Raw genomic sequence first — 21,049 nt, 5'->3', positions numbered from 1 at the left:
GAAACATAAAAGCAAATCCGCTCAAGAATCGCAGTATGAATACCAAATACACCTCGAGAAATATTACTGTTTTTGATTAGGATACTATTCCACATCACTGCATACACTTAACTATCAACCGATAAACAACACACACGCCACAACGGCGGCGGCAACAGCCAAAGCCGCCGCCAGTTTACCGCCGCCGGCAAACGCCAGCGCAGGCAGTTTGCCCTCGATTGATTTGTAGCCGGTGATCATGGGCTTAATCAAATCGTGTTTTTTCAGAAATTTATAAATGAAAATCGTGGCAACGTGTATGCCGATTAACCCCAGCAGCACATTGAAAAAGGTAACGTGCAGGGTTCGGAACGTGCCGCCCAAATCATCGCCTGCCAGGCTGTTCAGATAACCGCTGTTGGTAAACGTGTTTTCATCGTTGGCAAACAGACCCGTTGTTACCTGAAACAGCAGCGCCGCCAGCAGGGCCAGCACCATCAGCGCGCCCAGCGGGTTGTGGCCGGGTTGTTCGTTTTCGCTGATTTCACCTTTGAGATAGCGCACAATCTGCCCCGGAGCGCGCACGAAGTTGGCGAAGCGCGAGGTGTCGCTGCCCCACAAACCCCAGCAGATGCGGAACACAATCAGCCCCAATATCAGCAGCCCCACGCGCAAATGCCATATTAAAAGGTTGCCGCCCGTTTCTGCGCTATACCACATAAAGGCAACGGCCAACACCAGCGTCCAATGGAAAAGCCGCGTGGGCAAATCCCAAACTTTCAGTTTTTGCTTCATAATCTGCTTTCGTTTTTAGTATGATGGTTCGTGCCGTTTTCAGACGGCCCCGCGCGTTGCACAGGCCGTCTGAAAACTTTTTGCGATTGTAATAGATTTACGCACAGGAATCATGATGTTTTCCAGCCCTTACCAAAGTAAACGTTTCGACGCCCAGTTGGAAGCCGCCGCCCGCTTCCCGCAGCTTTTCGTGCCGCGCACGGCCGAGAGCCATAAAGGCACGCACGGCACGCTGGCGGTTATCGGCGGCGCGGCGGGCATGAGCGGCGCCGTGATTCTGGCCGCCGTGGCCGCCATTTATAACGGCTGCGGCAAAGTGTGGGCGGGTTTCAACCAAAACGCCCTGCCGCTGCCCGTTATTCCCGAGCGCCCCGAAATCATGCTTTCAACCGCGCCCGAGCTGCAAAAACGCGGCGACATCAGCGCCTGGGTGCTTGGCTGCGGTTTGGATTTGTGTGCAAACGCCCTCGCCGTGCTGCACACCCAGCTAATGCTTGCCGACGGCAACCCGCTGCTGCTCGATGCCGACGCCCTCACCCTGCTGGCCCGCCACCCCGAAGCAGCCGGGCAGGCCGCCCGCCGCGGCAACCTGATTCTCACGCCCCACCCCGCCGAAGCCGCCCGCCTGCTCGGCACCGCCACCGCCGAAGTGCAGGCAGACCGCGAACACGCCGCCGCCCGCATCAGCCGCCGGTTTAACGCCTACACCGTGCTCAAAGGCCCCCACACGCTGGTGTGCGCCCCAAACGGCAGCCTGCTCCACACCAACCGCAGCGGCAACCCCGGCTTGGCGGCTGCCGGCAGCGGCGATGTGTTGAGCGGCATCATCGGCAGCCTGCTGGCGCAAGGCATCGCGCCCGAGCAAGCCGTTTGCGGGGGTGTGTGGCTGCACGGTGCCGCCGCCGATGTGTTGAAAGACTCCGAAACCGGCGAAACCGGCATGCTTTCCGGCGAACTCGCACCCGCCGCCCGCTGGCTGCGCAACCGCATCACCGAAGCCTTACACCCCAACGGCTGAAGCCGCATGATGCTCATGCCGTCTGAAAATATTTTCAGACGGCCTCAAAGCCCTTCATCTTGATCTTAGGTAAAAACAACCGTTTTTTACCGTACCGGCAGTTTGCGCTGCCGTAAAATTTTAATAAAATCGCGGTTTTGATATTTTCAAGCAACCGAAAACAACAACATGGGCTTCAAACTCACCCCGATCGATGTGGTCGACACCATCAGCCGCGAAGAATTCCGCGAAAAATACCTCAAACCGCGCCGCCCGCTCGTAATCAGAAACATGAGCAAAAGCTGGCCGGCTTATGAAAAATGGTCGCTCGACTACATGAAAGAAGCCGTCGGCGACATCACCGTGCCGCTTTACGACAGCAGCAAAGCCGACCCCGCCGCGCCGATTAACGCCGCCAGCGCCGAAATGAAGTTCGGCGACTATATCGACTTAATCAAACGCGAGCCTACCGACCTGCGCATTTTCCTGTTCGACCCCATCAAACACGCCCCCTCGCTGCTCAACGATTACGTGTTCCCCAAAGACCTGATGGGCGGCTTTCTCGACAAATATCCCACCATGTTTTTCGGCGGCATAGGCTCCGAAACCTTTCTGCACTACGATATCGACATGGCGCACATCTTCCACACCCATTTCGGCCGCAAACACATTATTCTGTTTGACTACAAATGGAAAGAGCGGCTCTACCAAATCCCGTTCGCCACTTACGCGCTCGAAGACTACAGCGTAGAAGCCCCCGACACCGCCCGCTTTCCCGCACTCGAAGGCGTGGAAGGCATAGAATGCCATCTAGAATACGGCGACACCCTGTTTATGCCCACCGGCTGGTGGCACTGGATGAAATACCTCGACGGCTCGTTTTCCCTTTCGCTGCGCGCATGGGACGAAAGCTGGTCGGTCAAAGCCCACAGCGTGTGGAACCTCACCGTGCAGCGCAAATTCGACAACTTCATGAAAGCGCGCTACCGCCAACGCTATATGGGCTGGAAAGAGCAGCTCGCCGTCAAACGTGCCAACAAAGCCCTGGCAAAAGGGCTGCCGCGCCGCTGACAACATTGCGGCCTGCGCAATGCAATATCAGGCCGTCTGAAAACCCCGCCGGCAACTTTTCAGACGGCCTGCCGCTTATTAATCACTTATTGCACAGAAAAACATTTCCACACAAACCCAAACGCGCCGGCAGGCACTAAATCAAGTTACCACAGGCTAAGGAACCTTCATGCCCGATATCCGCCCTATTCTGCGCGCCGCCGCACTCGCCGCCGCCGCTTTCGCCCTCGCCTCGTGCGGCAGCACCTCCTCGCCGCGCAAACCCAAAACCCACGCCGCCAAAAGCGTGCAGCCCGTGCGCATCAAACACATCAGCCAAGAAGACGGCGGCCGCGAGCTGATTCTGCAAAGCATGGATTTGGTCGGCACACCCTATCGCTGGGGCGGTGCCACCGACAGCGGCTTCGATTGCAGCGGCATGATCCAATACCTCTACAAAAACGCCCTCAACGTCAACATCCCCCGCACCTCTCGCCAAATGGCCGAAGCCAGCAAAAAAATCAGCCCGGGCAAGCTCAAAAGCGGCGACTTGGTGTTTTTCAACACCTCCGGCCGCGGCATCTCCCATGTGGGGCTGTATATCGGCAACGGCGAATTCATCCACGCCCCGCGCTCGGGCAGCACCGTGCGCACCGAGCGGCTCGACAAACCCTATTACGCCCAGCGCTTTGTAAAAGCCGGCACGTTTTTCGATTAAGCGCGGCAGCAAAAAAGCAGGCCGTCTGAAACGTTTCAGACGGCCTGATGCTTTAGTTGATTGACTACAGCCACTCAAACCCAAGAAAAAATACACACGCCATACTCTGGCTTCGCCTAGGTATCTCATGTTGCTGAACTCAAGATACTCGGATCAAGCCCGGATATGACAGAACGGTTGCCAAACAAGTGGTTTAATTATATACAATTGTAAACCTCTGTCTCTTGTGCCAAAATCTTTGCCATTCACTCTGCAAAGGAAAAACCATGTTCCGACACATCGATTTCTACCCCGGCGATCCGATTCTGAGCCTGGTCGAAACCTATAACAACGACCCGCGCGGCCACAAAGTAAACCTCGGCATCGGCATTTATTTCGATGAAAACGGCAAACTGCCGCTGCTGGATTCTGTGCGGGCCGCCGAAACGAAACGTGCCGCCGCTGCGCAGCCGCGCCCCTATCTGCCGATGGAGGGTTTGGACAGCTACCGCCGGGCGGTACAGAAACTGCTGTTCGGCGACAACTGCACGGCATTGAAAGAAAACCGCATCGCCACCATCCAAACCCTCGGCGGCTCGGGCGCGCTCAAAGTGGGCGCCGATTTTCTGCACCGCTGGTTTCCCAAAGCCAAAGCCTATGTGAGCGACCCCACTTGGGACAACCACAAAGGCATTTTCGAGGGCGCGGGTTTTGAAGTCGGCACTTATCCTTACTACGATTATGAAACCGGCGGCGTAAAATTCGAGGAAATGCTGGCCTTTTTCTTAAGCCTGCCCGAGCACAGCGTGCTGGTGCTGCACCCCTGCTGCCACAACCCCACCGGCGTGGACCTGACACCCGCACAATGGGACGCGGTGCTCGAAATCGTGCAAACCCGCAAACTGATTCCGTTTATGGACATCGCCTACCAAGGTTTCGGCGAAAACTTCGACAGCGACGCCTACGCCATCCGCAAAGCCGTTATGATGGGGCTGCCGCTGTTTGTCAGCAATTCTTTCTCTAAAAACCTGTCGCTCTACGGCGAACGCGTCGGCGGCCTGAGCGTGGTATGCCCCAGCGAAGAAGAAGCCGCCTTGGTGTTCGGCCAGCTTAAGTTTACCGTGCGCCGCATCTATTCCAGCCCGCCCGCACACGGCGGCTATATCGCGGCAGACGTGATGAACACGCCCGAGCTGTTCGCGCAATGGGAAAGCGAGGTTTACGCCATGCGCGACCGCATCCGCGCCATGCGGCAGAAATTGTATGAAGTGCTCTCTGAAAAAGTGCCGGGCAGAAATTTCGACTATTTCATCACCCAACGCGGCATGTTCAGCTACACCGGACTTTCTCCCGAACAAGTGCAGCGCCTGCAAAGCGAATTTGCGGTTTATCTGGTCGCCTCCGGCCGCATGTGTGTAGCGGGGCTGAACGAAGGCAATGCAGGCTATGTGGCCGATGCGTTTGCCGCCGTATTGAACGGGTAAAATTCTGTTTGTCTGATGTGTAGAAAAATCTAGCGTTGTTTACACTTTTCATTTTTTGTTTGAAGACTCATTTGGGGATCTTGAGGGTTGTCAAGAACGCCAAAAGGCTCGGTGAAACCGCGTAGTTCTTGAGAATATTCAAAAATCACGAAACAATCATTTCAGCAAAAATAAAAGCTTTTGGGCATAAAAGTGTAAACAAACCGACCTTTTCCAACACCTAAAGCCTTTCAAACAACCGACTTCAGCAACCAGTTTTTCACTGTCTGCACCGCCGCGCCAACCTGCCGTTTGTCGGGCATACACACATAATAAAAGCGGCCGTGCAAAACCGGCTCCGCAACCACTTCCAACAAATTCAAACGCAATTCTTCGGCCAGCAGCGGCAGGCCGAGCAAGGCCACGCCATGCCCGGCCACCGCTGCCTGCACGGCATGCGTGCCGTCGGAATAACGGGTGCCGTGACGGAACAGCACCGGCGGCAATCCCGCCTGCTCCGCCCATGCCGGCCAATCGAACGCCTGCTGCTGCGGCAGATACCAGTTCATATGGATCAGCGGCCATTGCGCGGCATCTGCCGGCAGCTTCCGCTTCAGCCACGGCGCAGCCACCGGTGCGAAGCGTTCCTGAAACAGCGGCTCGGCCGTTGCGCCCGCAAACGTGCCGCCACCGTAGCGCACCGCCAAATCCGCCGTGCCGCCGTTCAAATCTGCCGCGGCATATGAGGCGTGAACGTGCAAATCGATTCCCGGGCAGGCCGTCTGAAAATCCGCCAGCTTCGGCACCAGCCATTTGGCGGCGAATTCCGGCGTTACCGACACCGTAACTTTGCTGCGGCCGCCGCTGCGGATGCGCTCGATGGCGGCGGAAATGCCGTCCAAACCTTCCGTTACCGCCGCCAGCAGCAGCTCTCCCTCGGCAGTCAATGCCACCGCGCGCACCCTGCGTACAAACAACGCACACCCCAAAGCCTCTTCCAGCGCACGGATACGGTGGCTGACCGCGGTAGCGCTCACCGATAAGGATTCGGCCGCCGCTTTGAAACTGCCCGAGCGTGCGGCAGCCTCGAATACATAAAGGGCATCGAGCGAAGGTAGGATTCTGGCCATCTATTTGATCAACTTAAGAAAAAGTACACACGTCATACTCGGGCTTGACCCGAGCATCTCAAGTTTCAGACAAGTTCGGGATACTCGGGTCAAGCCCGAGCATGACGGAACTGTTACGAAAATTTAATGGTTCTGCCATCACAACAGATGAATATAAGTTATTTATCGCTTGAGAATATATCGTTTGTTTGCCTGTTTGGCAAACCGGATAATACCCAAACAATCAAGTTATATTCATTTGAAAGGATTCATCATGACCACCCTGCTCCATCTTGATGCCAGCGCCCGCAGCGGCCTTTGCGGCACCGATGCACACGGCTCGCACACCCGCCGCCTGAGTGCGCGTTTTGTGCGGCAATGGCTGCAACACCGCCCCGACACCCGCGTGATTTACCGCGATGTCGGCCAAAACCCGCCTTCTCCCGTTAGCGGCGAATGGATACGCGCCGCATTCACGCCCGAAAACCGCCGCGATCAAACGATGCGCGAAGCTTTGCGCGAAAGCGATACCTTGGTTGACGAACTTTTGACCGCCGATTTGATTGTAGCCGGGGTGCCGATGTATAACTTCGGCCCGCCCGCCCAGTTCAAAGCATGGATAGACAACATCGTGCGCGTGGGCCGTACTTTCGGCTTCGACCGCAACCGCTCCGGCGATCCCTACTGGCCGCTGCTGGCGGGCATGGGCAAACGCGCGGTGCTACTGAGCGCACGCGGCGACTACGGTTACGACGGCGGCAAAATGTATGGCAAAAACCATGTCGAGCCTTCGGTATTCACCGCTTTAAGTTATTTGGGCATTACCGAACAGCACAGTATCGCCGTCGAATACGACGAATTTGCCGACGGGCGGCTGGCGCAATCGTTGGCAGACGCCGAAGCGGCAACCGACCGTTTGGCGGCCTTATTGGCGGCGGCAGTTTGAAAACTCCGGGCAGATTATTTGGCACGTTGTGAGCAGAATTTAAACCGGCAATCAAAAATAGCCCGGCCGGTAATTTTGTAAGCGTTTGATGTATTGATACCGTCTGAGCGGTTGCGGCCAAACGATCGGGGCTATATTTTTTTCAGACAGGCATTCTTTCAGACGGCCTATTCTTTCAGACAGGCATCCTAAAACCTTTGCAAAATTCCTGCCAACATCTTTAAACCTTTGCGTCATACTCGGGCTTGGCCCGAGCATCTCTCTGTTTCACAAGCAATAACAGATACTCGGGTCAAGCCCGAGTATGACGGAATCAAACATTTCAGACGGCCCAATGAGTTTTGCAAAAATATCAGGCCTGTCTGAAAACCAGAAAAACCGGTTTTCAGACAGGCCTGACACTTAGGGTCTGTCGACAATTAACGCAACGGCGGTATTTTTGGTCAAAATCCCCCGTCTGCGGCGTTAAAAATGCTCGCAAGGTGTTCAACCTTGCTGCGCTTTTTGCCTTGCATACGCGGTTTTTGCCTCAAAAAACCGCTTCGCCGGTCACGTCGACAGACCCTAGTTTCTACACCGCTATCTTTGCAGCTGCGCCCTACCCAACTCGGTTAAATCCGCCTCGGTGGCACGGCCTTTGAAAGTGGTTTCGAAGTCATCAGCAGCGAAATCCGGCGGTGATTTGCCCTCCACAAACGCGGCCCACTGACCGTCCAGATAGGCTTCGTTTTTCGGGCAGCGCGGCGCTACGCCGATATACATCACATTGCTGTCGAATTCGCCGTTATGCTCCGCTTTGACGGAATGCACCAGATCGCAATGCCAAAACACGCAATCGCCGGCTTCCATATCGGGAATCGGGCATTCGGCTTCCAACAAGAGGCCGTGCCATTGCTCGAAAACACCTAAGGCACGCTTGGGCTGCGCGCCGCAAAAATCGTCTTCGGCCACATCGTCCTGCAAGGCGCGCAGCAAGATATACGCCATGCCGTTGGCCACCGGCACCAGTTTCAGGGTTCCGCCGTGCGTGCGCTGCGGCGACAGCGAGGTCCAGCCTTGGAAGGTGCGGAAAATCGAGGCGTTGGCGGGCGATGGGATTTCGCGCACTTCGGTGCGGCCGTCGCCGTCGAACGGGTCGTATTCGCGCCAGTTGCCGTTGAACACGTTGCGGTAAACGTAGCGGAAATTTTCATCGAGCCAGCGTTCGATGGTGCCGCTGTCCACATGGGGCGACAGGCCCAGCGGTTTGGAACGCGGCGGGCGGCGGCGCACGCGGTCGGCATAAGAGATGATGTTGTCGGGGTCGAAATGCTGTTTGCCGCCGGATTCGGTTTTCCACAAGCCGTTGAGAAAGCATTGCACTTTCTTCATGCGCTCGTCCTGCCGCGCCAGCACCTGCGGTTTGCTCCAATAAACGCCGTAAATCTGCGGTTTGCCTTCGTTAAGCGTGCCGAAATAGTTGTCTTCGGCGGCGTTTTTCAGCGCTTCTTCAAAATTATTGCCGTCGAGATATTCGCCGATGTCGCGGTTCCATTGCTCGGTGGCGGCGCGGTCGAACACGCCGTGAACCACCACGCAGCCGCGCTTGCGGATATCGCTGATTTGTTCGGCGGTAATCTTGCCGTTAACAATATCGTCGGCCTGAAGCCGGGGAATCGGGTTGCCGCCTGCGGCCCGTATGGCTTTGATTTCCTCCACTTGCGCGCGGATGTCGGCTTCCACTTCGTCGAACACCCGTTTGTAATCGGGCAATGCGGCTTTCAATTGCTGTTTGGTTGCTTTGATGGTGGCGCCTACGTCGGCGGGCATTTCCATATGTGCCATCGGTTTTCTCCTTTAAAGATGGTTTTGGGTTTGTGTGTTTATATCAACAGCTCCGTCATACCCGGGTGAAGCCCGAGGATGACGCGAATGCTTTTTAATTGACCATATGCGTGTCGCACACGGCTTCAGATTACCGAAAAAGGCCGTCTGAAAAAACAGGCCTGTCTGAAAAACCGCTTAAAATTCGACATGGTCAAACTTTATGAGACCTTTGCAAAACCCTCAGATGTGGATGCAGTTCAAGGCATAGCAGCGCAGCGAGCGCAGACATAACATAGAGTTAGGCAAGCGAGCGAGCAGTACCCTAAAGGGCATAAACACACAACGCAGAAATGCGCCGCAGATGGGGGTTTTGCAAAGGTCTCTTATGTTTTCAGACAGGCTTATTCTTTCAGACGGCCAAATCCCTAACTGTTCGGGTTCTATTGGAAAGCCGCCACCCAACGCATGGCCTCTTCCGCCAAAGCAACCAAGCGCTTTTGAGGCAGGTTTTCCGCCGGCCCGGCCACCGAAACGCCCGCCACCGTTCTGCCGTTGCGCCGCAAGGGAAGCGCAAATGCGTTCAGCCCTGCTTCCGCCACTTCCAAATCCAAGGCGTAGCCGCATGCCGATATTTGCTGTAATTCCGCGCCTATTTGCGGCGGCAGCTTTTCCGCCCTTCTCAGGCTGTGGGCCATTTCGGGGATATTGGCCAGAAAAACCTTGCCCATGGCCGAAGTGGTCAAGCCTTCCCGCCGCCCGCGCGGGCTGACGCCTTTGAAATAATCGCCGCTGCCTAAAAAATCGATATACAGATAACCGCGGGTGCCGCAGGGCACGGCCAAATAAACATTTTCGCCGCTGCTCTGGTGCAGTTTTTCAACCAAAGCCCGAAAATGCAAACGCAGTTTTTCGTCTTCGTCCGACAAAAACTGGGCGATTTCGCGCAAACGCAGCCCCAATACATAATATTTGCCTTCCCGCCCGATGTAGCCGAGGGCGCAAAGCGTGTTCAGCAGACCGTGCAGCGTGGTTTTGTTCACCCCCGATTGTTCGGCCAAATCATTCAGGCGCACGCGCCCGCCCGCAGCGGCCACTTGTTCCAGCAGATACATCGCCCGTTCGACCGATTGGATATTGCGCGTTTCGTTTACCATTTTCCATCTCTTGCAAAAATTTATCCGGCATAGTCGGCTGTATTGTCCGCCCCCGCCGATTTGATTATAGTGGCTTAAATTCAAAAAACCTTATTCCCGGGAGAAACCGCCATGACCGCCTTAATCGCTACCGGCCTGATACCGCTGATTTTGTGCATCATCAGCGGTGTTTTGCTCAACCGCTACCGGTTTATCCCCCGTGAAACGTGGCTTTTCATCGACAAGCTGAATTATTATTTTCTGTTTCCCGCGCTGCTGTTTTCCAGCTTATCCGGCGCCGATATCGGGTTGGGCGTGTTTGAAAGCAGCCTGTTCGCCGCGCTCGCCATCGTCAGCCTGTTGGTTGCGGCGGTTTATCTTTGCAAATTTATTTTTAAAATCAATGAGAAAAATTTAGGCGTGTATGTTCAGAGCCTGATCCGCTTCAACACCTACATCGGGCTGGCCTTGAGCGCGGCGGCATTCCAAGAGCAGGGGCTGGCGCTGTTTTCGCTGATTATCGCGTTTTCGATTCCGCTGATAAACGTGTTTTCGGTATTGTCGCTCAGCCATCACCAACACGTTTCCGCCCGGATTATGGTGCTGAACATCATCAAAAACCCGCTGATTATCAGCTGCGTGGCGGCGCTGGCGTTTAACCTGCTGTCGCTGCCACTTTGGCAGGGGCTGCAAGACTTTATCAAACTGTTGGCCTCGGCCAGTTTGCCGCTGGGTTTGCTGTGTATCGGCGCCGGCCTGACTTTTATGGCCGATGAGAAAGACTATGCCCTAATCGCCGCCAACAGCCTGCTGCGCCTGACCGCCGCGCCGGCGGCGGCTTATCTGCTGTGCACATTCGCCGGTTTGGACGGTTTGGAACAACAGATTATCACACTGTTTTTCGCCCTACCCACCGCACCGAGCGCTTATGCGCTCACCAAAATGCTCGGCGGCAACCATGCTTTGATGGCCAGCATCATCAGCCTGCAAACCCTGTTGGCCATGGTAACGCTGCCGGTGGTGTTGTGGCTGGTTATTTGAGTAAAAACAAGACACATCAGCAACGTTAATATTGTGCAGACCTTTGCAAGCCGTTTAGGCCGTCTGAAAAACGATTTTCAGACGGCCTGGATACTGGCTGCCAGCCATCATTGAACTACTTACTTAGCAACCGTTAAACTGCTTACTTAGCAACCGTTCCGTTATACCCGAGCCTGACCCGAGTATCTCACTTTTTAAAAACTACTGAAAACCAACAAAATACTCGGGTCAAGCCCGAGTATGACGTGCATTACTTTTTCTTAGCTTGATTGACTGTAATAGTTATTGACATAAAAGGCCGTCTGAAAAACAAGTTTTCAGACGGCCTTGATTATCACTTCTGCTTACCGCTTACGCTTGCCCGTCATCACTGGCAACATCTTCGGCGGCAGATTCGGTTTCGGCGTTTTCACCATCGTTTTCCGCGCCTTCGCCTGCTGCCGGTACGTCTTCGTCTTCTTCCGGCTCGGCAATCCGCTCCAGGCTCACCAGCGTTTCGCCTTCGTCGAGGTTAATCAGGCGCACGCCTTGGGCGGCGCGGCCGGTTTCGCGGATTTGCTCGACTTTGGTGCGGATGAGCACGCCGCCGCTGGTAATCAGCATCAAATCGTCGCTTTCGTTTACCAACGTTGCGGCCACCAGTTCGCCGTTGCGCTCGCCGGTGTCGATGGCGATGATGCCCTGCCCGCCTTTGCCTTTGCGGCTGTAATCTTCAATCGGCGTGCGTTTGCCGTAGCCGTTTTGCGTGGCGGTGAGCACCTGCTGCTCGGTGTTGTCGGGCGCGGAAACCAGCAGGCTGACGATGCGGCCGCCTTTGGGCAGGCGCATACCGCGCAGGCCGCCGCTGCCGCGGCCGGACGGGCGCACGCCGTTGCCTTTCAGCACGGGCGCATCGGCGCCATCCGTTTCGTCGTGTTCGGTTTCGGCTTCCGCATCGAGGCCGTCTGAATCTTCGTTTTCCAAATCGTCGGCCTCGCCGTTGCGCTCGTAATATTCGTTAAAGCGGATGGCTTTGCCGAGGTTGGAGAACAGCATGATGTCGCTGGTGCCGGAGGTTTTGGCCACGCCCACCAGCGAATCGCCGTCTTTGAGGGCGATGGCCTTGATGCCTTGCGCGCGCACGTTTTTGAAGGCGGAAAGCTGCACTTTTTTCACCATGCCCTGCGCGGTGGCGAAGAATACGTATTCGTCTTCGGGGAACTCGCGAACGGCCATGATGGCGCTCACTTTTTCGCCTTCGTCCAATTGGATGACGTTGTTAATCGGGCGGCCACGGCTGTTGCGCCCGCCTTCGGGCAGTTTGTACACTTTAATCCAGTGGCATTTGCCGAAATTGGTGAAACACATCAGGTAATCGTGGGTGTTGGCCACAAACAGGGTTTCGATAAAGTCTTCGTCTTTGGTGGCGGCGGCCTGTTTGCCGCGACCGCCGCGGCGCTGCGCCTGATAATCGGTGGTGGGCTGGGTTTTGATGTAGCCGCCGTGGGTGAGCGTCACCACCATTTCGCGCGGCGGAATCAGGTCTTCGTCGGCAATGTCGCCGCCGAAGGGGTTGATTTCGCTGCGGCGCTCATCGCCGAAGTTGGTTTTGATTTCTTCCAGTTCTTCGTGAATGATGGCGGTGATGCGCTCGGGCTTGGCTAAAATATCCAGAAAATCAATAATCTGCCCCATGATGGTTTTGTAGTCGGCCACGATGGTGTCTTGGTCGAGGCCGGTGAGGTTGCGCAGGCTCATGCGCAAAATGGCGTCGGCCTGAATGTCACTCAGAAAATAGCCGCCGCTTTGCAAGCCGAGTCCGGCGGGCAAACCTTCGGGGCGCGCCATCTGCATATCCAAATCGGTGCGGGAGAGCATTTCGCCCACTAAGCCCGACTGCCACGGGCGCGACAACAGTTTTTCTTTGGCTTCGGGTGCATCGGCGGATTCTTTGATGAGCTGAATCATCTCGTCGATGTTCGACAAGGCCACCGCTTTGCCTTCGGCGATATGGCCTTCGTGGCGCGCTTTTTTCAGGCGGAACAGAGTGCGGCGGGTAACGACTTCGCGGCGGTGGCGCAGAAACTCGCTCAAAATCTGCTTCAGGTTCAACAGGCGCGGCTGGCCATCAACCAGAGCCACCATATTGATGCCGAAGCTGTCTTGCAGCTGGGTGAGTTTGTAGAGCTGGTTGAGCACCACTTCGGCGTTTTCGTTGCGCTTGAGTTCAATCACCACGCGCATGCCCGATTTGTCGGATTCGTCGCGCAAATCGGAAATGCCTTCCAGCACCTTGTCGCGCACCAGTTCGCCGATTTTTTCCACCAGTTTGGCTTTGTTCACCTGATAGGGGATTTCGTCGATGATGATGGCTTCGCGCTCGCCGTTTTTGCCGATAGGCTCGATGTGGGTTTTGCCGCGCATCACCACGCGGCCGCGGCCGGTTTTATAACCTTCGCGCACGCCGGAGAGGCCGTAGATGGTGGCGCCGGTGGGGAAATCGGGGGCTTTGATGATGTTGATGAGTTCGTCGATCTCGGTTTGCGGCTCGGCCAAGAGTTTCAGACAGGCATCGATGGTGTCGGGCAGATTATGCGGCGGAATATTGGTGGCCATGCCCACGGCGATGCCGGAAGAGCCGTTAACCAGCAAGGCGGGGAAACGGGTGGGCAACACCAGCGGCTCGCTTTCGCTGCCGTCGTAGTTGGGGCCGAAGTTAACGGTTTCTTCTTCGATGTCGGCCAGCATTTCGTGGGCGATTTTCGCCATGCGGATTTCGGTGTAACGCATCGCCGCCGCGCCGTCGCCGTCAACCGAGCCGAAGTTGCCCTGGCCGTCGACCAACACATAGCGCATCGAGAAATCCTGCGCCATGCGTACGATGGTGTCGTAAACCGCACTGTCGCCGTGCGGGTGGTATTTACCGATGACGTCGCCGACGATACGGGCAGACTTTTTATAAGCGCTGTTCCAGTTGTTTTTCAGCTCGTGCATCGCGTACAGAACGCGGCGGTGCACGGGCTTCAAGCCGTCGCGCACATCCGGCAGCGCGCGCCCCACAATCACGCTCATGGCGTAATCGAGGTAGCTTCTGCGCATTTCTTCTTCAAGGCTGATGGGGAGGGTTTCGAGGGCAAAATGATGGTCGTTGCGTGTGGTTGCGTCGGTCATGGCGGAATAGTGATTTCATAGAAAAAATTTTGCGGCATTTTAGCATAAAACACGCCTGAATTGGCGCGTTCGGGATATTTTGTATAACGCCGCTAGGGTCTGTCGACGTGACCGGCGAAGCGGTTTTTTGAGGCAAAAACCGCGTATGCAAGGCAAAAAGCGCAGCAAGGTTGAACACCTTGCGAGCATTTTAGCTTCGCAAGTCCGCTTCGCTACCTAACGCGCAGACGGGGGATTTTGACCAAAAATACCGCCGTTGCGTTAATTGTCGACAGACCCTAGGGCCGTCTGAAAAATTCCGCCTTTTCCGTGCGGATAACCTGCCCGCGCCTTTCAGACGGCCTTTTTCAAACGGCCTTCGCGGTCTGCAAGCATATGCTAAGCTGCGTAAAAAACGCCCGCCGCCGCCTGCCGCCGTTGCACCCGCCTGCCCTCCACCTTACAATGGCGGCTGTTTCCAACCCACGGAGAGCCTTATGCGCCGTATCCTGCTGCTTGCGCTGGCCGCAACCGCCCTGCAAGTTTCCGCTGCCCCGCGCCACGATAAAGACACCCTCGAAAACACCCGCTACCAAGAAAGCGAAGCCGACAAAGCGGCGCGCGAATTCAAAGAAGCCGATGTTGCCCTGCCCGCTTTTCCCGACACGAAAAGCAGCGGCTGGTTTGATATTTATGTGGGCAACGATTTCGGCAAACAGCCCAAAATCCTGCTCGACAGCATCAGCCGTGCGCCCGACGGCACTATCCGTTATGTGTTGAACGTGCAGTCGCAACAAGGGCACGACAATTTAACCGCCGAAGGCATCTACTGCTCGCCCACTTCTTTCGGCGGCGAGAGCAAACGTTCGTCGTATAAAGTGTTCGGTTACGGCGACCCGGTTAACAAACGCTGGATTGCACCGCGCAAAGGCGGCTGGAAAAACATCGGCTCGATTCTCAGCGGCGCCGACCCCGTCCGCGGCCCCCTGTTCCGCGCTTTCTGCGAAGACGGCACACCCGGCAGCCAACAGGCTTTGCAGCAGCGGGTTAGCGAGCGGGCGGGCAAATACTCGCCTTCTATGATTAACCGCAGCAAATAATCTGCAAAATTGCTCAGGCCGTCTGAAAACATTTTCAGACGGCCTGAGCAATTACCCGGGGTTTCAGCCGTCAATACGCTGTACACTTAATGTCGCTATCTCGGCAAAACATCTCGTTAAACTCTGCCAAACATTGCTTTTTAACGGATAATTTGGCTTTACCGCGATTTGTGCTTTCAGCTTTATAGGTTTCGGTAAAGGCGTTTAGCGTACAAACATAAACGGCGGATTCTTGGGATTTTTCTACCTGCGGAGCAATGATAACGGGAACGGAAACTTGGGCGGGCAGGCCGGACACCTGACTATTCCCAGGCAGCACCGCACACGAACTTAATGCCAAAATCAAACCCGAAACCAACGGAAAACGCAACATAGTTTGCTCCAAAATAAAAAAGATAGCCCGATATGAGAAATTATTGGAATTGTATAATAATCGAATTTTCATGACATAAAAATGACTCTTATCAAGAAAACTTGCACGGCATAAATAAAAAACCACCGAAAGCCTTTAGAATATCCTTTCTGCCAAATTCAAATAAATTCCATAAAAAGCATTGAAAACATCATGGATTTCCACCTTATCCCGCTTCTCGCCATCGGCTTTCTGGCCGGTCTGATGGATGCCGCGGTGGGCGGCGGCGGTTTGTTGCAGATTCCCGCCCTGTTCAACACCCTGCCCAACAGCGTGCCGGTTACTTCGGTGATGGGTATCAACAAATTCGCCTCGTTCAGCGGCACCTTCACCGCCTCGATACAGTTCGTGCGCAAAATCCGCGTGCCGTGGAAAATGCTGCTGCCCGCCGCCGTGCTGGCTTTTTTGGCTTCCTACAGCGGCGCCAAGCTGGTGGCCTATCTGCCCGTACACTACATCAAGCCGGCCATGCTGGCGATTATGGCGGTGATGTTCGTTTACACGTTTTTCAAAAAAGATTTGGGGCAGATTGCCCGCACCACGCAGCTTAGCCGCAAAGAAACCGCATGGGGGCTGTTTTTCGGCGCACTTATCGGTTTTTACGACGGCCTGTTCGGCCCCGGCACCGGCAGCCTGCTGGCGTTTGTGTTCGTGCGCTTTTTCGCCTACGACTTTCTCACCGCCACCGCCTCGGCCAAAGTGATCAACCTCACCACCAATCTGGCCGCCCTTACGTTTTTCGTGCCCAACGGCCATATCGTTTGGGCATGGGCGCTGCCGCTGGCCGCCGCCAACCTGTGCGGCGGGCTGGTGGGCACACATCTGGCGATACGCGGCGGCAGCCGTTTTCTGCGCTACGGCTTTATGGTGCTGCTGCTGGTGCTTATCGGCAGGTTCGGCTGGGATTTGCTGCATACGGTATAAATTCTTTATAAAACAAACGCTTTTTTATAAAAGGCCGTCTGAAAACACTCTCGGTTTTCAGACGGCCTGATAGTCGGTGGCTTTGTTTTCTTGAGCTTATTTCATCAAATAACCCAACCCCCCCGAAGAAACCACTGCAATCAGCACGGTGGGCAGCATGCCCCAGCGGCTGGCGGCAAACAGCGTGATGGCGAGCGCAACCAGCTCGTGCGGTTTGTCGGACACGAAATGCGGGGCAATCACGGCAATCAGCACGCAGCCGGGCGCGGCTTCCATCACCGCCGCCGCCCGCTTGCCCAGCGTGCGGTTGCGCAGGGCGAAAAATCCGATCAGGCGGGTGGAATAAGTAACCGCCAGCATGCCCATGATAGTGAGGAACGAAGCCCACGAAATCATGCTTTATCCCCTACTTTGTCCCCTAAAAAATAAGCGGTGAGCAAACCTGCCGCCGCACCGGCGGGCACATACCACGCGCCGTCAACGGTGAGATACACCGCCGCAGCCACCGCCAAACTCACCAGCCACGGCCGGGCGGCGGCAAAGCCTTTCCACAAACCGCGCAGCAGCACCAGAAACACGGCGGGGAAAGCCATGCCGAAGCCCCAGGCTTCCACATCGCCGAATCGGGGGCCGACCGCCGCGCCGATGCCGGTAAACGCCACCCACACCACATAAAGCGTCAGGCTCACGCCCATATAATAAGGCAGGCTGAACAGCGGCAGGCCGAGCTGCTTGCGTTTGTGGATGTCGGCCAGGCTCATCGCCCAGCTCTCGTCGGTCATAAAAAACAGCGCGGGCAGGGCTTTTTTCAGCGGCAGGTCTTTCAGATAGGGCGTAAGTGCCGCACCCATCAGGATATGGCGGCTGTTAATCATAAAGGTTACGGTGATAATCAGCAGCACCGGCAGCGGGCTGCCCCACAGCCCCACGGCGGCAAACTCGGAGCCGCCGGCGAAATTCAGCCCGGTCATCATCGACATTTCCAGCGCGCTCATGCCCTTCTGCCCGCCCTGTACGCCCAAAATCAGGGCAAACGGCAACATGCCGATAATCACCGGCAGGCAATCTTTCACCCCGCGTTTGAATTCGGCCCGGGGCGGCGGGCTGTTCATCATCATAACCGTATCCGAATCGGAAAAAAGCCGCCATTATAGACCAAGCGGCCGTCTGAAAACATCATCTGCGTGTTGCGGGGCAAGCGCGTCGGCCTGTTATAACGAAATCATCTTTTATTAAAACCAACCATTCTTTCCCTTTTTCAGACGGCCTCGATAAAGTAGCGCCGTTTCCCTTATTGCGCTTGTTTGCCGCCCGATTATGCTATTACTCAAAACCCCCAGCGTGTTACCCGGTTTCAAAACCAGCCTCGGCCTGACCGTGCTGTGCCTGTCGCTTCTGGTTGTGCTGCCGTTTGCAATGATGGCCGTGAAGGCGGGCGAAATCGGCTGGACGGCGTTTTGGCAAACCATTTCCGAGCCTAACGTTTTGGCCGCGGTGTGGCTGAGTTTGCGGATGTCGTTTTACGCCATGCTCACCAATATCGTGTTCGGCACGCTGGTGGCGTGGGTGTTGGTGCGTTATGAGTTTCCCGGCAAAAGCCTGGTGAACGCGCTGGTTGATCTGCCGTTTGCGCTGCCCACCGCCGTAACCGGCATCGCGCTGGCCACGCTGTATGCGCCGCAGGGTTGGATCGGCAGCCTGTTTGCGCCCTTGGGCATCAAAATCGCTTTCACCCCCGTCGGCATCTGGATTGCGCTGGTGGTGGTGAGCCTGCCGTTTATCGTGCGCTCGGTGCAGCCGGTTTTGGAAGAATTGTCGGCCGAATACGAAGAAGCCGCCGCCACGTTGGGCGCCAACCGCCTCACCGTGTTCCGCCGCGTGCTGCTGCCCGAAATCACCCCCGCCCTGCTCACCGGCGCCGGCATGATGTTCGCCCGCGCCACCGGCGAATACGGCTCGGTGATTTTTATCGCGGGCAATATCCCGATGGTTTCCGAAATTCTGCCGCTGATTATCACCGGCAAGCTCGAGCAGTTCGACGTGCAGGGGGCATCGGCGGTGGCGCTGTTTATGCTGATGATTTCGTTTGCGATTCTGTTTCTTTTAAACGCAGGCCAATGGGCTTTGAGCAAACGGGCGGGAGCGAAGGCTTAACCGACACCGAGGCCGTCTGAAAAACCGCAAATTATTTTTCAGACGGCCTTTTACCCAAACGGCCTTACCGGCACACAAACCATAAAAAAACACCTGAATCATGAAAACCTACACCTCCAACCCCAACCTTACCGAACCGCGCTGGCTGCGTTTCACGCTCACCGCCGCCGCACTGGTGTTTCTGCTGCTGATGCTGGTGGTGCCGTTAACGGCGGTGTTTTACGAAGCCTTGAAAGGCGGCTGGGATTTATACGTCCAATCGGTAACCGACCCCGAAGCCTGGTCTGCCATCAAGCTCACGCTGATTACCGCCGCCATCGTCGTGCCCGTTAACGCCGTGCTCGGCATTGCCATGGCCTGGCTGCTCACCCGTTTCGATTTTCGCGGCAAACAGTTTCTCACCACCCTGCTCGACCTGCCTTTTTCCGTGTCGCCCGTGGTGGCCGGTTTGATGTTCGTGTTGCTGTTCGGCGCGCACACCGCCCTCGGCGGCTGGCTCGAAGCGCAGGGCATACAGATTATCTTCGCCATTCCCGGCATTATTTTGGCCACGCTGTTCGTTACCTTTCCCTTCGTGGCCCGCGAGCTGATTCCGCTGATGCAGGCGCAGGGCGACAGCGAAGAGCAGGCCGCACTGATTTTGGGCGCAAGCGGCTGGCAGATGTTTTGGCGCGTTACCCTGCCCAACATCAAATGGGCGCTGCTCTACGGCATCATTCTCACCAACGCGCGCGCCATGGGCGAATTCGGCGCCGTGAGCGTGGTTTCCGGCCATATCCGCGGCGAAACCAACACCATTCCGCTGTTGGTGGAAATTTTCTATAACGAATACAACTTCACCGGCGCTTTCGCCCTTTCCGGCGTGCTCGCCCTGCTCGCCCTGGCCACGCTGGCGCTGCAAAACATCATCACCCGCATTCAAGAACGCAAACTTGCCGCCGCCGAAAGGAGCCGCGCATGAGCATTACCATTCAAAAATTAAACAAACATTTCGGCAGTTTCCACGCCCTCAAAAACATCAACCTCGAAGTGCCCACCGGCAAGCTGGTTTCCCTGCTCGGCCCTTCCGGCTGCGGCAAAACCACCCTCCTGCGCATCATCGCCGGTTTGGAAAACGCCGATAACGGCGCCATTCTGTTCGACGGCCAAGACGTTACCCGCAAACACGTGCGCGAACGCAAAGTGGGGTTTATGTTCCAGCACTACGCCCTTTTCCGCCATATGAACGTGTTCGACAACGTTGCCTTCGGCCTCACCGTATTGCCGCGCAGCGAACGCCCCTCGAAAGAGCAAATCCGCGCCAAAGTCGAAGAGCTGCTGCAACTCGTGCAGCTTGCCCATCTGGCCAAAGCCTACCCGCACCAACTTTCGGGCGGCCAGCGCCAACGCATCGCACTTGCCCGCGCACTCGCCGTTTCCCCCAAACTGCTGCTGCTCGACGAACCTTTCGGCGCGCTCGATGCCAAAGTGCGCAAAGAACTGCGCACCTGGCTGCGCGACATCCACCACGAATTGGGCATCACCAGCATACTCGTTACCCACGATCAGGAAGAAGCGCTGGAAGTGTCTGACGAAATCGTGGTGATGAACCACGGCAGAATCGAGCAGATCGGCACCGCCGAAAACCTTTACCGCAAACCCGAAAACGCCTTCGTAACCGAATTTCTGGGCGAAACCGACGCATTCGAAGGCCGCATCGAAAAAGGCGCGTGGCACTACAACGGCTACCGCTGGCCGCTCGATACCGCGCGCAAATGGCAGGAACAAACCGCCATAGGCTACGTGCGCCCCCACGAATGGACGGTGGCCGCCGCAGGCACCGCCCCCATGCTCAACGCCCGCATCGAAAAAATCCACCCCGCCGGTGCGCTCACCCACCTCACCGTGAAAGAAGGCAGGCAAGACGTGCACATCACTTTCGCCGACAGCGACGCCGTGCGCCTCGGCCTGGCCGAAGGCCAAAACATCGCGCTTTCGCCCAAGCAGATTTATATCTTCTCGCAAAACGAGCTGATTGATTTTGCGATTTAAGTTGGCTGCCGCAACGGCATTCGGAGGCCGTCTGAAAGCGTTTGCTCGTTTTTTCAGACGGCCTCAAACTTTTTTATAGAGACCTTTGCAAAACCCCCAGATGTGGATGCAGTTCAAGGCGTAGCAGCGCAGCGAGCGCAGACATAACATGGAGTTAGGCAAGCGAGCGAGCAGCACACAACGCAGAAATGCGCCGCAGATGGGGGTTTTGCAAAGGTCTCTTATAGTCAATCCGCTTACTTAAACGACCATTCCGTCATGCTCGGGCTTGACCCGAGCATGA

At 56.1% G+C, this 21,049-nt stretch carries 19 protein-coding genes and 2 pseudogenes; 11 read left to right on the top strand and 10 right to left on the bottom strand.

Annotation, left to right across the window (positions count from 1 at the left end; translation table 11 throughout):
- Nucleotides 1-114 precede the first annotated feature (114 nt).
- Nucleotides 115-774: a cytochrome b/b6 domain-containing protein gene (locus H3L92_RS03965; protein WP_085365526.1), complete on the bottom strand. Its 660-nt coding sequence runs from the start codon at nucleotides 772-774 to the stop codon at nucleotides 115-117.
- 112 nt (nucleotides 775-886) lie between these two features.
- Here H3L92_RS03965 and H3L92_RS03960 point away from each other — a divergent pair, with 112 nt between their 5' ends.
- The 4 genes from H3L92_RS03960 (at nucleotide 887) to H3L92_RS03945 (ending at nucleotide 5,002) form a co-directional block, all read left to right on the top strand.
- Nucleotides 887-1,792: an NAD(P)H-hydrate dehydratase gene (locus H3L92_RS03960; protein WP_085365525.1), complete on the top strand. Its 906-nt coding sequence runs from the start codon at nucleotides 887-889 to the stop codon at nucleotides 1,790-1,792.
- Between the two features lie 168 nt (nucleotides 1,793-1,960).
- Nucleotides 1,961-2,842 (top strand): cupin-like domain-containing protein, encoded by an 882-nt coding sequence (locus tag H3L92_RS03955; protein WP_085365524.1) that lies wholly within the window; start codon nucleotides 1,961-1,963, stop codon nucleotides 2,840-2,842.
- Nucleotides 2,843-3,020: 178 nt separating this feature from the next.
- A complete protein-coding gene (locus H3L92_RS03950; protein WP_372338529.1) occupies nucleotides 3,021-3,539 on the top strand; it encodes a C40 family peptidase in 519 nt (172 codons plus the stop codon).
- A gap of 266 nt (nucleotides 3,540-3,805) precedes the next feature.
- The gene (locus H3L92_RS03945; protein WP_085365522.1) at nucleotides 3,806-5,002 is read left to right on the top strand and encodes an amino acid aminotransferase; all 1,197 of its coding nucleotides are present in this window, start codon (nucleotides 3,806-3,808) and stop codon (nucleotides 5,000-5,002) included.
- 230 nt (nucleotides 5,003-5,232) lie between these two features.
- Here the strand turns inward: H3L92_RS03945 and H3L92_RS03940 are convergent, their stop codons facing one another.
- Nucleotides 5,233-6,111, bottom strand: coding sequence for a LysR substrate-binding domain-containing protein (locus H3L92_RS03940; protein WP_085365521.1), 879 nt, complete (start codon nucleotides 6,109-6,111; stop codon nucleotides 5,233-5,235).
- Between the two features lie 253 nt (nucleotides 6,112-6,364).
- On the opposite strand from H3L92_RS03940, the gene H3L92_RS03935 reads away from it, so the two are divergent.
- The gene (locus tag H3L92_RS03935) at nucleotides 6,365-7,036 is read left to right on the top strand and encodes an FMN-dependent NADH-azoreductase (RefSeq protein WP_085365520.1); all 672 of its coding nucleotides are present in this window, start codon (nucleotides 6,365-6,367) and stop codon (nucleotides 7,034-7,036) included.
- Nucleotides 7,037-7,615: 579 nt separating this feature from the next.
- On the opposite strand, the gene H3L92_RS03930 is transcribed toward H3L92_RS03935, so the two are convergent.
- The 3 genes and pseudogenes from H3L92_RS03930 to H3L92_RS03925 form a co-directional block, all read right to left on the bottom strand.
- A complete protein-coding gene (locus tag H3L92_RS03930) occupies nucleotides 7,616-8,860 on the bottom strand; it encodes a DUF1479 domain-containing protein (RefSeq protein WP_085365519.1) in 1,245 nt (414 codons plus the stop codon).
- A gap of 193 nt (nucleotides 8,861-9,053) precedes the next feature.
- A pseudogene (locus tag H3L92_RS13195) lies at nucleotides 9,054-9,218 on the bottom strand (lipoprotein signal peptidase).
- 64 nt (nucleotides 9,219-9,282) lie between these two features.
- The gene (locus H3L92_RS03925) at nucleotides 9,283-9,996 is read right to left on the bottom strand and encodes an IclR family transcriptional regulator (RefSeq protein ID WP_085365518.1); all 714 of its coding nucleotides are present in this window, start codon (nucleotides 9,994-9,996) and stop codon (nucleotides 9,283-9,285) included.
- A 111-nt stretch (nucleotides 9,997-10,107) separates the two neighbouring features.
- Here H3L92_RS03925 and H3L92_RS03920 point away from each other — a divergent pair, with 111 nt between their 5' ends.
- Nucleotides 10,108-11,016 (top strand): AEC family transporter, encoded by a 909-nt coding sequence (locus tag H3L92_RS03920; protein ID WP_085365517.1) that lies wholly within the window; start codon nucleotides 10,108-10,110, stop codon nucleotides 11,014-11,016.
- Between the two features lie 351 nt (nucleotides 11,017-11,367).
- On the opposite strand, the gene gyrA is transcribed toward H3L92_RS03920, so the two are convergent.
- On the bottom strand, nucleotides 11,368-14,166 hold the full coding sequence (gene gyrA, locus H3L92_RS03915; protein ID WP_085365516.1) for a DNA gyrase subunit A: 2,799 nt from the start codon (nucleotides 14,164-14,166) through the stop codon (nucleotides 11,368-11,370).
- 476 nt (nucleotides 14,167-14,642) lie between these two features.
- On the opposite strand from gyrA, the gene H3L92_RS03910 reads away from it, so the two are divergent.
- Entirely contained in the window at nucleotides 14,643-15,245 is a 603-nt protein-coding gene (locus tag H3L92_RS03910; protein ID WP_085365515.1) for a CNP1-like family protein, read from the top strand.
- 70 nt (nucleotides 15,246-15,315) lie between these two features.
- Here the strand turns inward: H3L92_RS03910 and H3L92_RS03905 are convergent, their stop codons facing one another.
- Nucleotides 15,316-15,690: a hypothetical protein gene (locus H3L92_RS03905; protein WP_218019564.1), complete on the bottom strand. Its 375-nt coding sequence runs from the start codon at nucleotides 15,688-15,690 to the stop codon at nucleotides 15,316-15,318.
- 120 nt (nucleotides 15,691-15,810) lie between these two features.
- On the opposite strand from H3L92_RS03905, the gene H3L92_RS03900 reads away from it, so the two are divergent.
- Entirely contained in the window at nucleotides 15,811-16,581 is a 771-nt protein-coding gene (locus tag H3L92_RS03900; protein ID WP_085365514.1) for a sulfite exporter TauE/SafE family protein, read from the top strand.
- Between the two features lie 96 nt (nucleotides 16,582-16,677).
- On the opposite strand, the gene H3L92_RS03895 is transcribed toward H3L92_RS03900, so the two are convergent.
- Together H3L92_RS03895 and H3L92_RS03890 are read right to left on the bottom strand one after the other, a co-directional pair.
- Complete coding sequence (locus H3L92_RS03895; protein WP_085365513.1) at nucleotides 16,678-16,977, bottom strand: AzlD family protein; 300 nt, start codon at nucleotides 16,975-16,977, stop codon at nucleotides 16,678-16,680.
- A complete protein-coding gene (locus H3L92_RS03890) occupies nucleotides 16,974-17,696 on the bottom strand; it encodes an AzlC family ABC transporter permease (protein WP_085365558.1) in 723 nt (240 codons plus the stop codon). The genes H3L92_RS03895 and H3L92_RS03890 overlap by 4 nt, the downstream gene beginning before the upstream one ends.
- 202 nt (nucleotides 17,697-17,898) lie before the next feature.
- Here H3L92_RS03890 and cysT point away from each other — a divergent pair, with 202 nt between their 5' ends.
- The 3 genes from cysT (at nucleotide 17,899) to H3L92_RS03875 (ending at nucleotide 20,766) form a co-directional block, all read left to right on the top strand.
- On the top strand, nucleotides 17,899-18,735 hold the full coding sequence (gene cysT, locus H3L92_RS03885; RefSeq protein WP_085365512.1) for a sulfate ABC transporter permease subunit CysT: 837 nt from the start codon (nucleotides 17,899-17,901) through the stop codon (nucleotides 18,733-18,735).
- Nucleotides 18,736-18,835: 100 nt separating this feature from the next.
- Entirely contained in the window at nucleotides 18,836-19,696 is an 861-nt protein-coding gene (gene cysW / locus H3L92_RS03880) for a sulfate ABC transporter permease subunit CysW (protein ID WP_085365511.1), read from the top strand.
- Entirely contained in the window at nucleotides 19,693-20,766 is a 1,074-nt protein-coding gene (locus tag H3L92_RS03875; protein WP_085365510.1) for a sulfate/molybdate ABC transporter ATP-binding protein, read from the top strand. Before cysW ends, H3L92_RS03875 begins: the two co-directional genes overlap by 4 nt.
- Before the next feature lie 73 nt (nucleotides 20,767-20,839).
- On the opposite strand, the pseudogene H3L92_RS13190 reads toward H3L92_RS03875, so the two are convergent.
- Nucleotides 20,840-20,998: pseudogene (locus H3L92_RS13190) on the bottom strand (lipoprotein signal peptidase).
- Nucleotides 20,999-21,049: the final 51 nt, after the last annotated feature.

Source organism: Neisseria dentiae (assembly GCF_014055005.1).
In the GTDB taxonomy this organism is placed as follows: domain Bacteria; phylum Pseudomonadota; class Gammaproteobacteria; order Burkholderiales; family Neisseriaceae; genus Neisseria; species Neisseria dentiae.
This window is presented reverse-complemented; position numbering and strand designations above follow the sequence as displayed.

Bases quoted from the DNA above. Each gene is read 5' to 3' on its own strand.
- gyrA (WP_085365516.1), bottom strand. From the start codon at position 14,166: ATGACCGACGCAACCACACGCAACGACCATCATTTTGCCCTCGAAACC.
- H3L92_RS03960 (WP_085365525.1), top strand. From the start codon at position 887: ATGATGTTTTCCAGCCCTTACCAAAGTAAACGTTTCGACGCCCAGTTG.
- H3L92_RS03905 (WP_218019564.1), bottom strand. From the start codon at position 15,690: ATGAAAATTCGATTATTATACAATTCCAATAATTTCTCATATCGGGCT.
- H3L92_RS03910 (WP_085365515.1), top strand. From the start codon at position 14,643: ATGCGCCGTATCCTGCTGCTTGCGCTGGCCGCAACCGCCCTGCAAGTT.
- H3L92_RS03930 (WP_085365519.1), bottom strand. From the start codon at position 8,860: ATGGCACATATGGAAATGCCCGCCGACGTAGGCGCCACCATCAAAGCA.
- H3L92_RS03895 (WP_085365513.1), bottom strand. From the start codon at position 16,977: ATGATTTCGTGGGCTTCGTTCCTCACTATCATGGGCATGCTGGCGGTT.
- cysT (WP_085365512.1), top strand. From the start codon at position 17,899: ATGCTATTACTCAAAACCCCCAGCGTGTTACCCGGTTTCAAAACCAGC.
- H3L92_RS03935 (WP_085365520.1), top strand. From the start codon at position 6,365: ATGACCACCCTGCTCCATCTTGATGCCAGCGCCCGCAGCGGCCTTTGC.
- H3L92_RS03890 (WP_085365558.1), bottom strand. From the start codon at position 17,696: ATGATGAACAGCCCGCCGCCCCGGGCCGAATTCAAACGCGGGGTGAAA.
- H3L92_RS03955 (WP_085365524.1), top strand. From the start codon at position 1,961: ATGGGCTTCAAACTCACCCCGATCGATGTGGTCGACACCATCAGCCGC.
- cysW (WP_085365511.1), top strand. From the start codon at position 18,836: ATGAAAACCTACACCTCCAACCCCAACCTTACCGAACCGCGCTGGCTG.
- H3L92_RS03900 (WP_085365514.1), top strand. From the start codon at position 15,811: ATGGATTTCCACCTTATCCCGCTTCTCGCCATCGGCTTTCTGGCCGGT.
- H3L92_RS03965 (WP_085365526.1), bottom strand. From the start codon at position 774: ATGAAGCAAAAACTGAAAGTTTGGGATTTGCCCACGCGGCTTTTCCAT.
- H3L92_RS03940 (WP_085365521.1), bottom strand. From the start codon at position 6,111: ATGGCCAGAATCCTACCTTCGCTCGATGCCCTTTATGTATTCGAGGCT.
- H3L92_RS03920 (WP_085365517.1), top strand. From the start codon at position 10,108: ATGACCGCCTTAATCGCTACCGGCCTGATACCGCTGATTTTGTGCATC.
- H3L92_RS03875 (WP_085365510.1), top strand. From the start codon at position 19,693: ATGAGCATTACCATTCAAAAATTAAACAAACATTTCGGCAGTTTCCAC.
- H3L92_RS03945 (WP_085365522.1), top strand. From the start codon at position 3,806: ATGTTCCGACACATCGATTTCTACCCCGGCGATCCGATTCTGAGCCTG.
- H3L92_RS03925 (WP_085365518.1), bottom strand. From the start codon at position 9,996: ATGGTAAACGAAACGCGCAATATCCAATCGGTCGAACGGGCGATGTAT.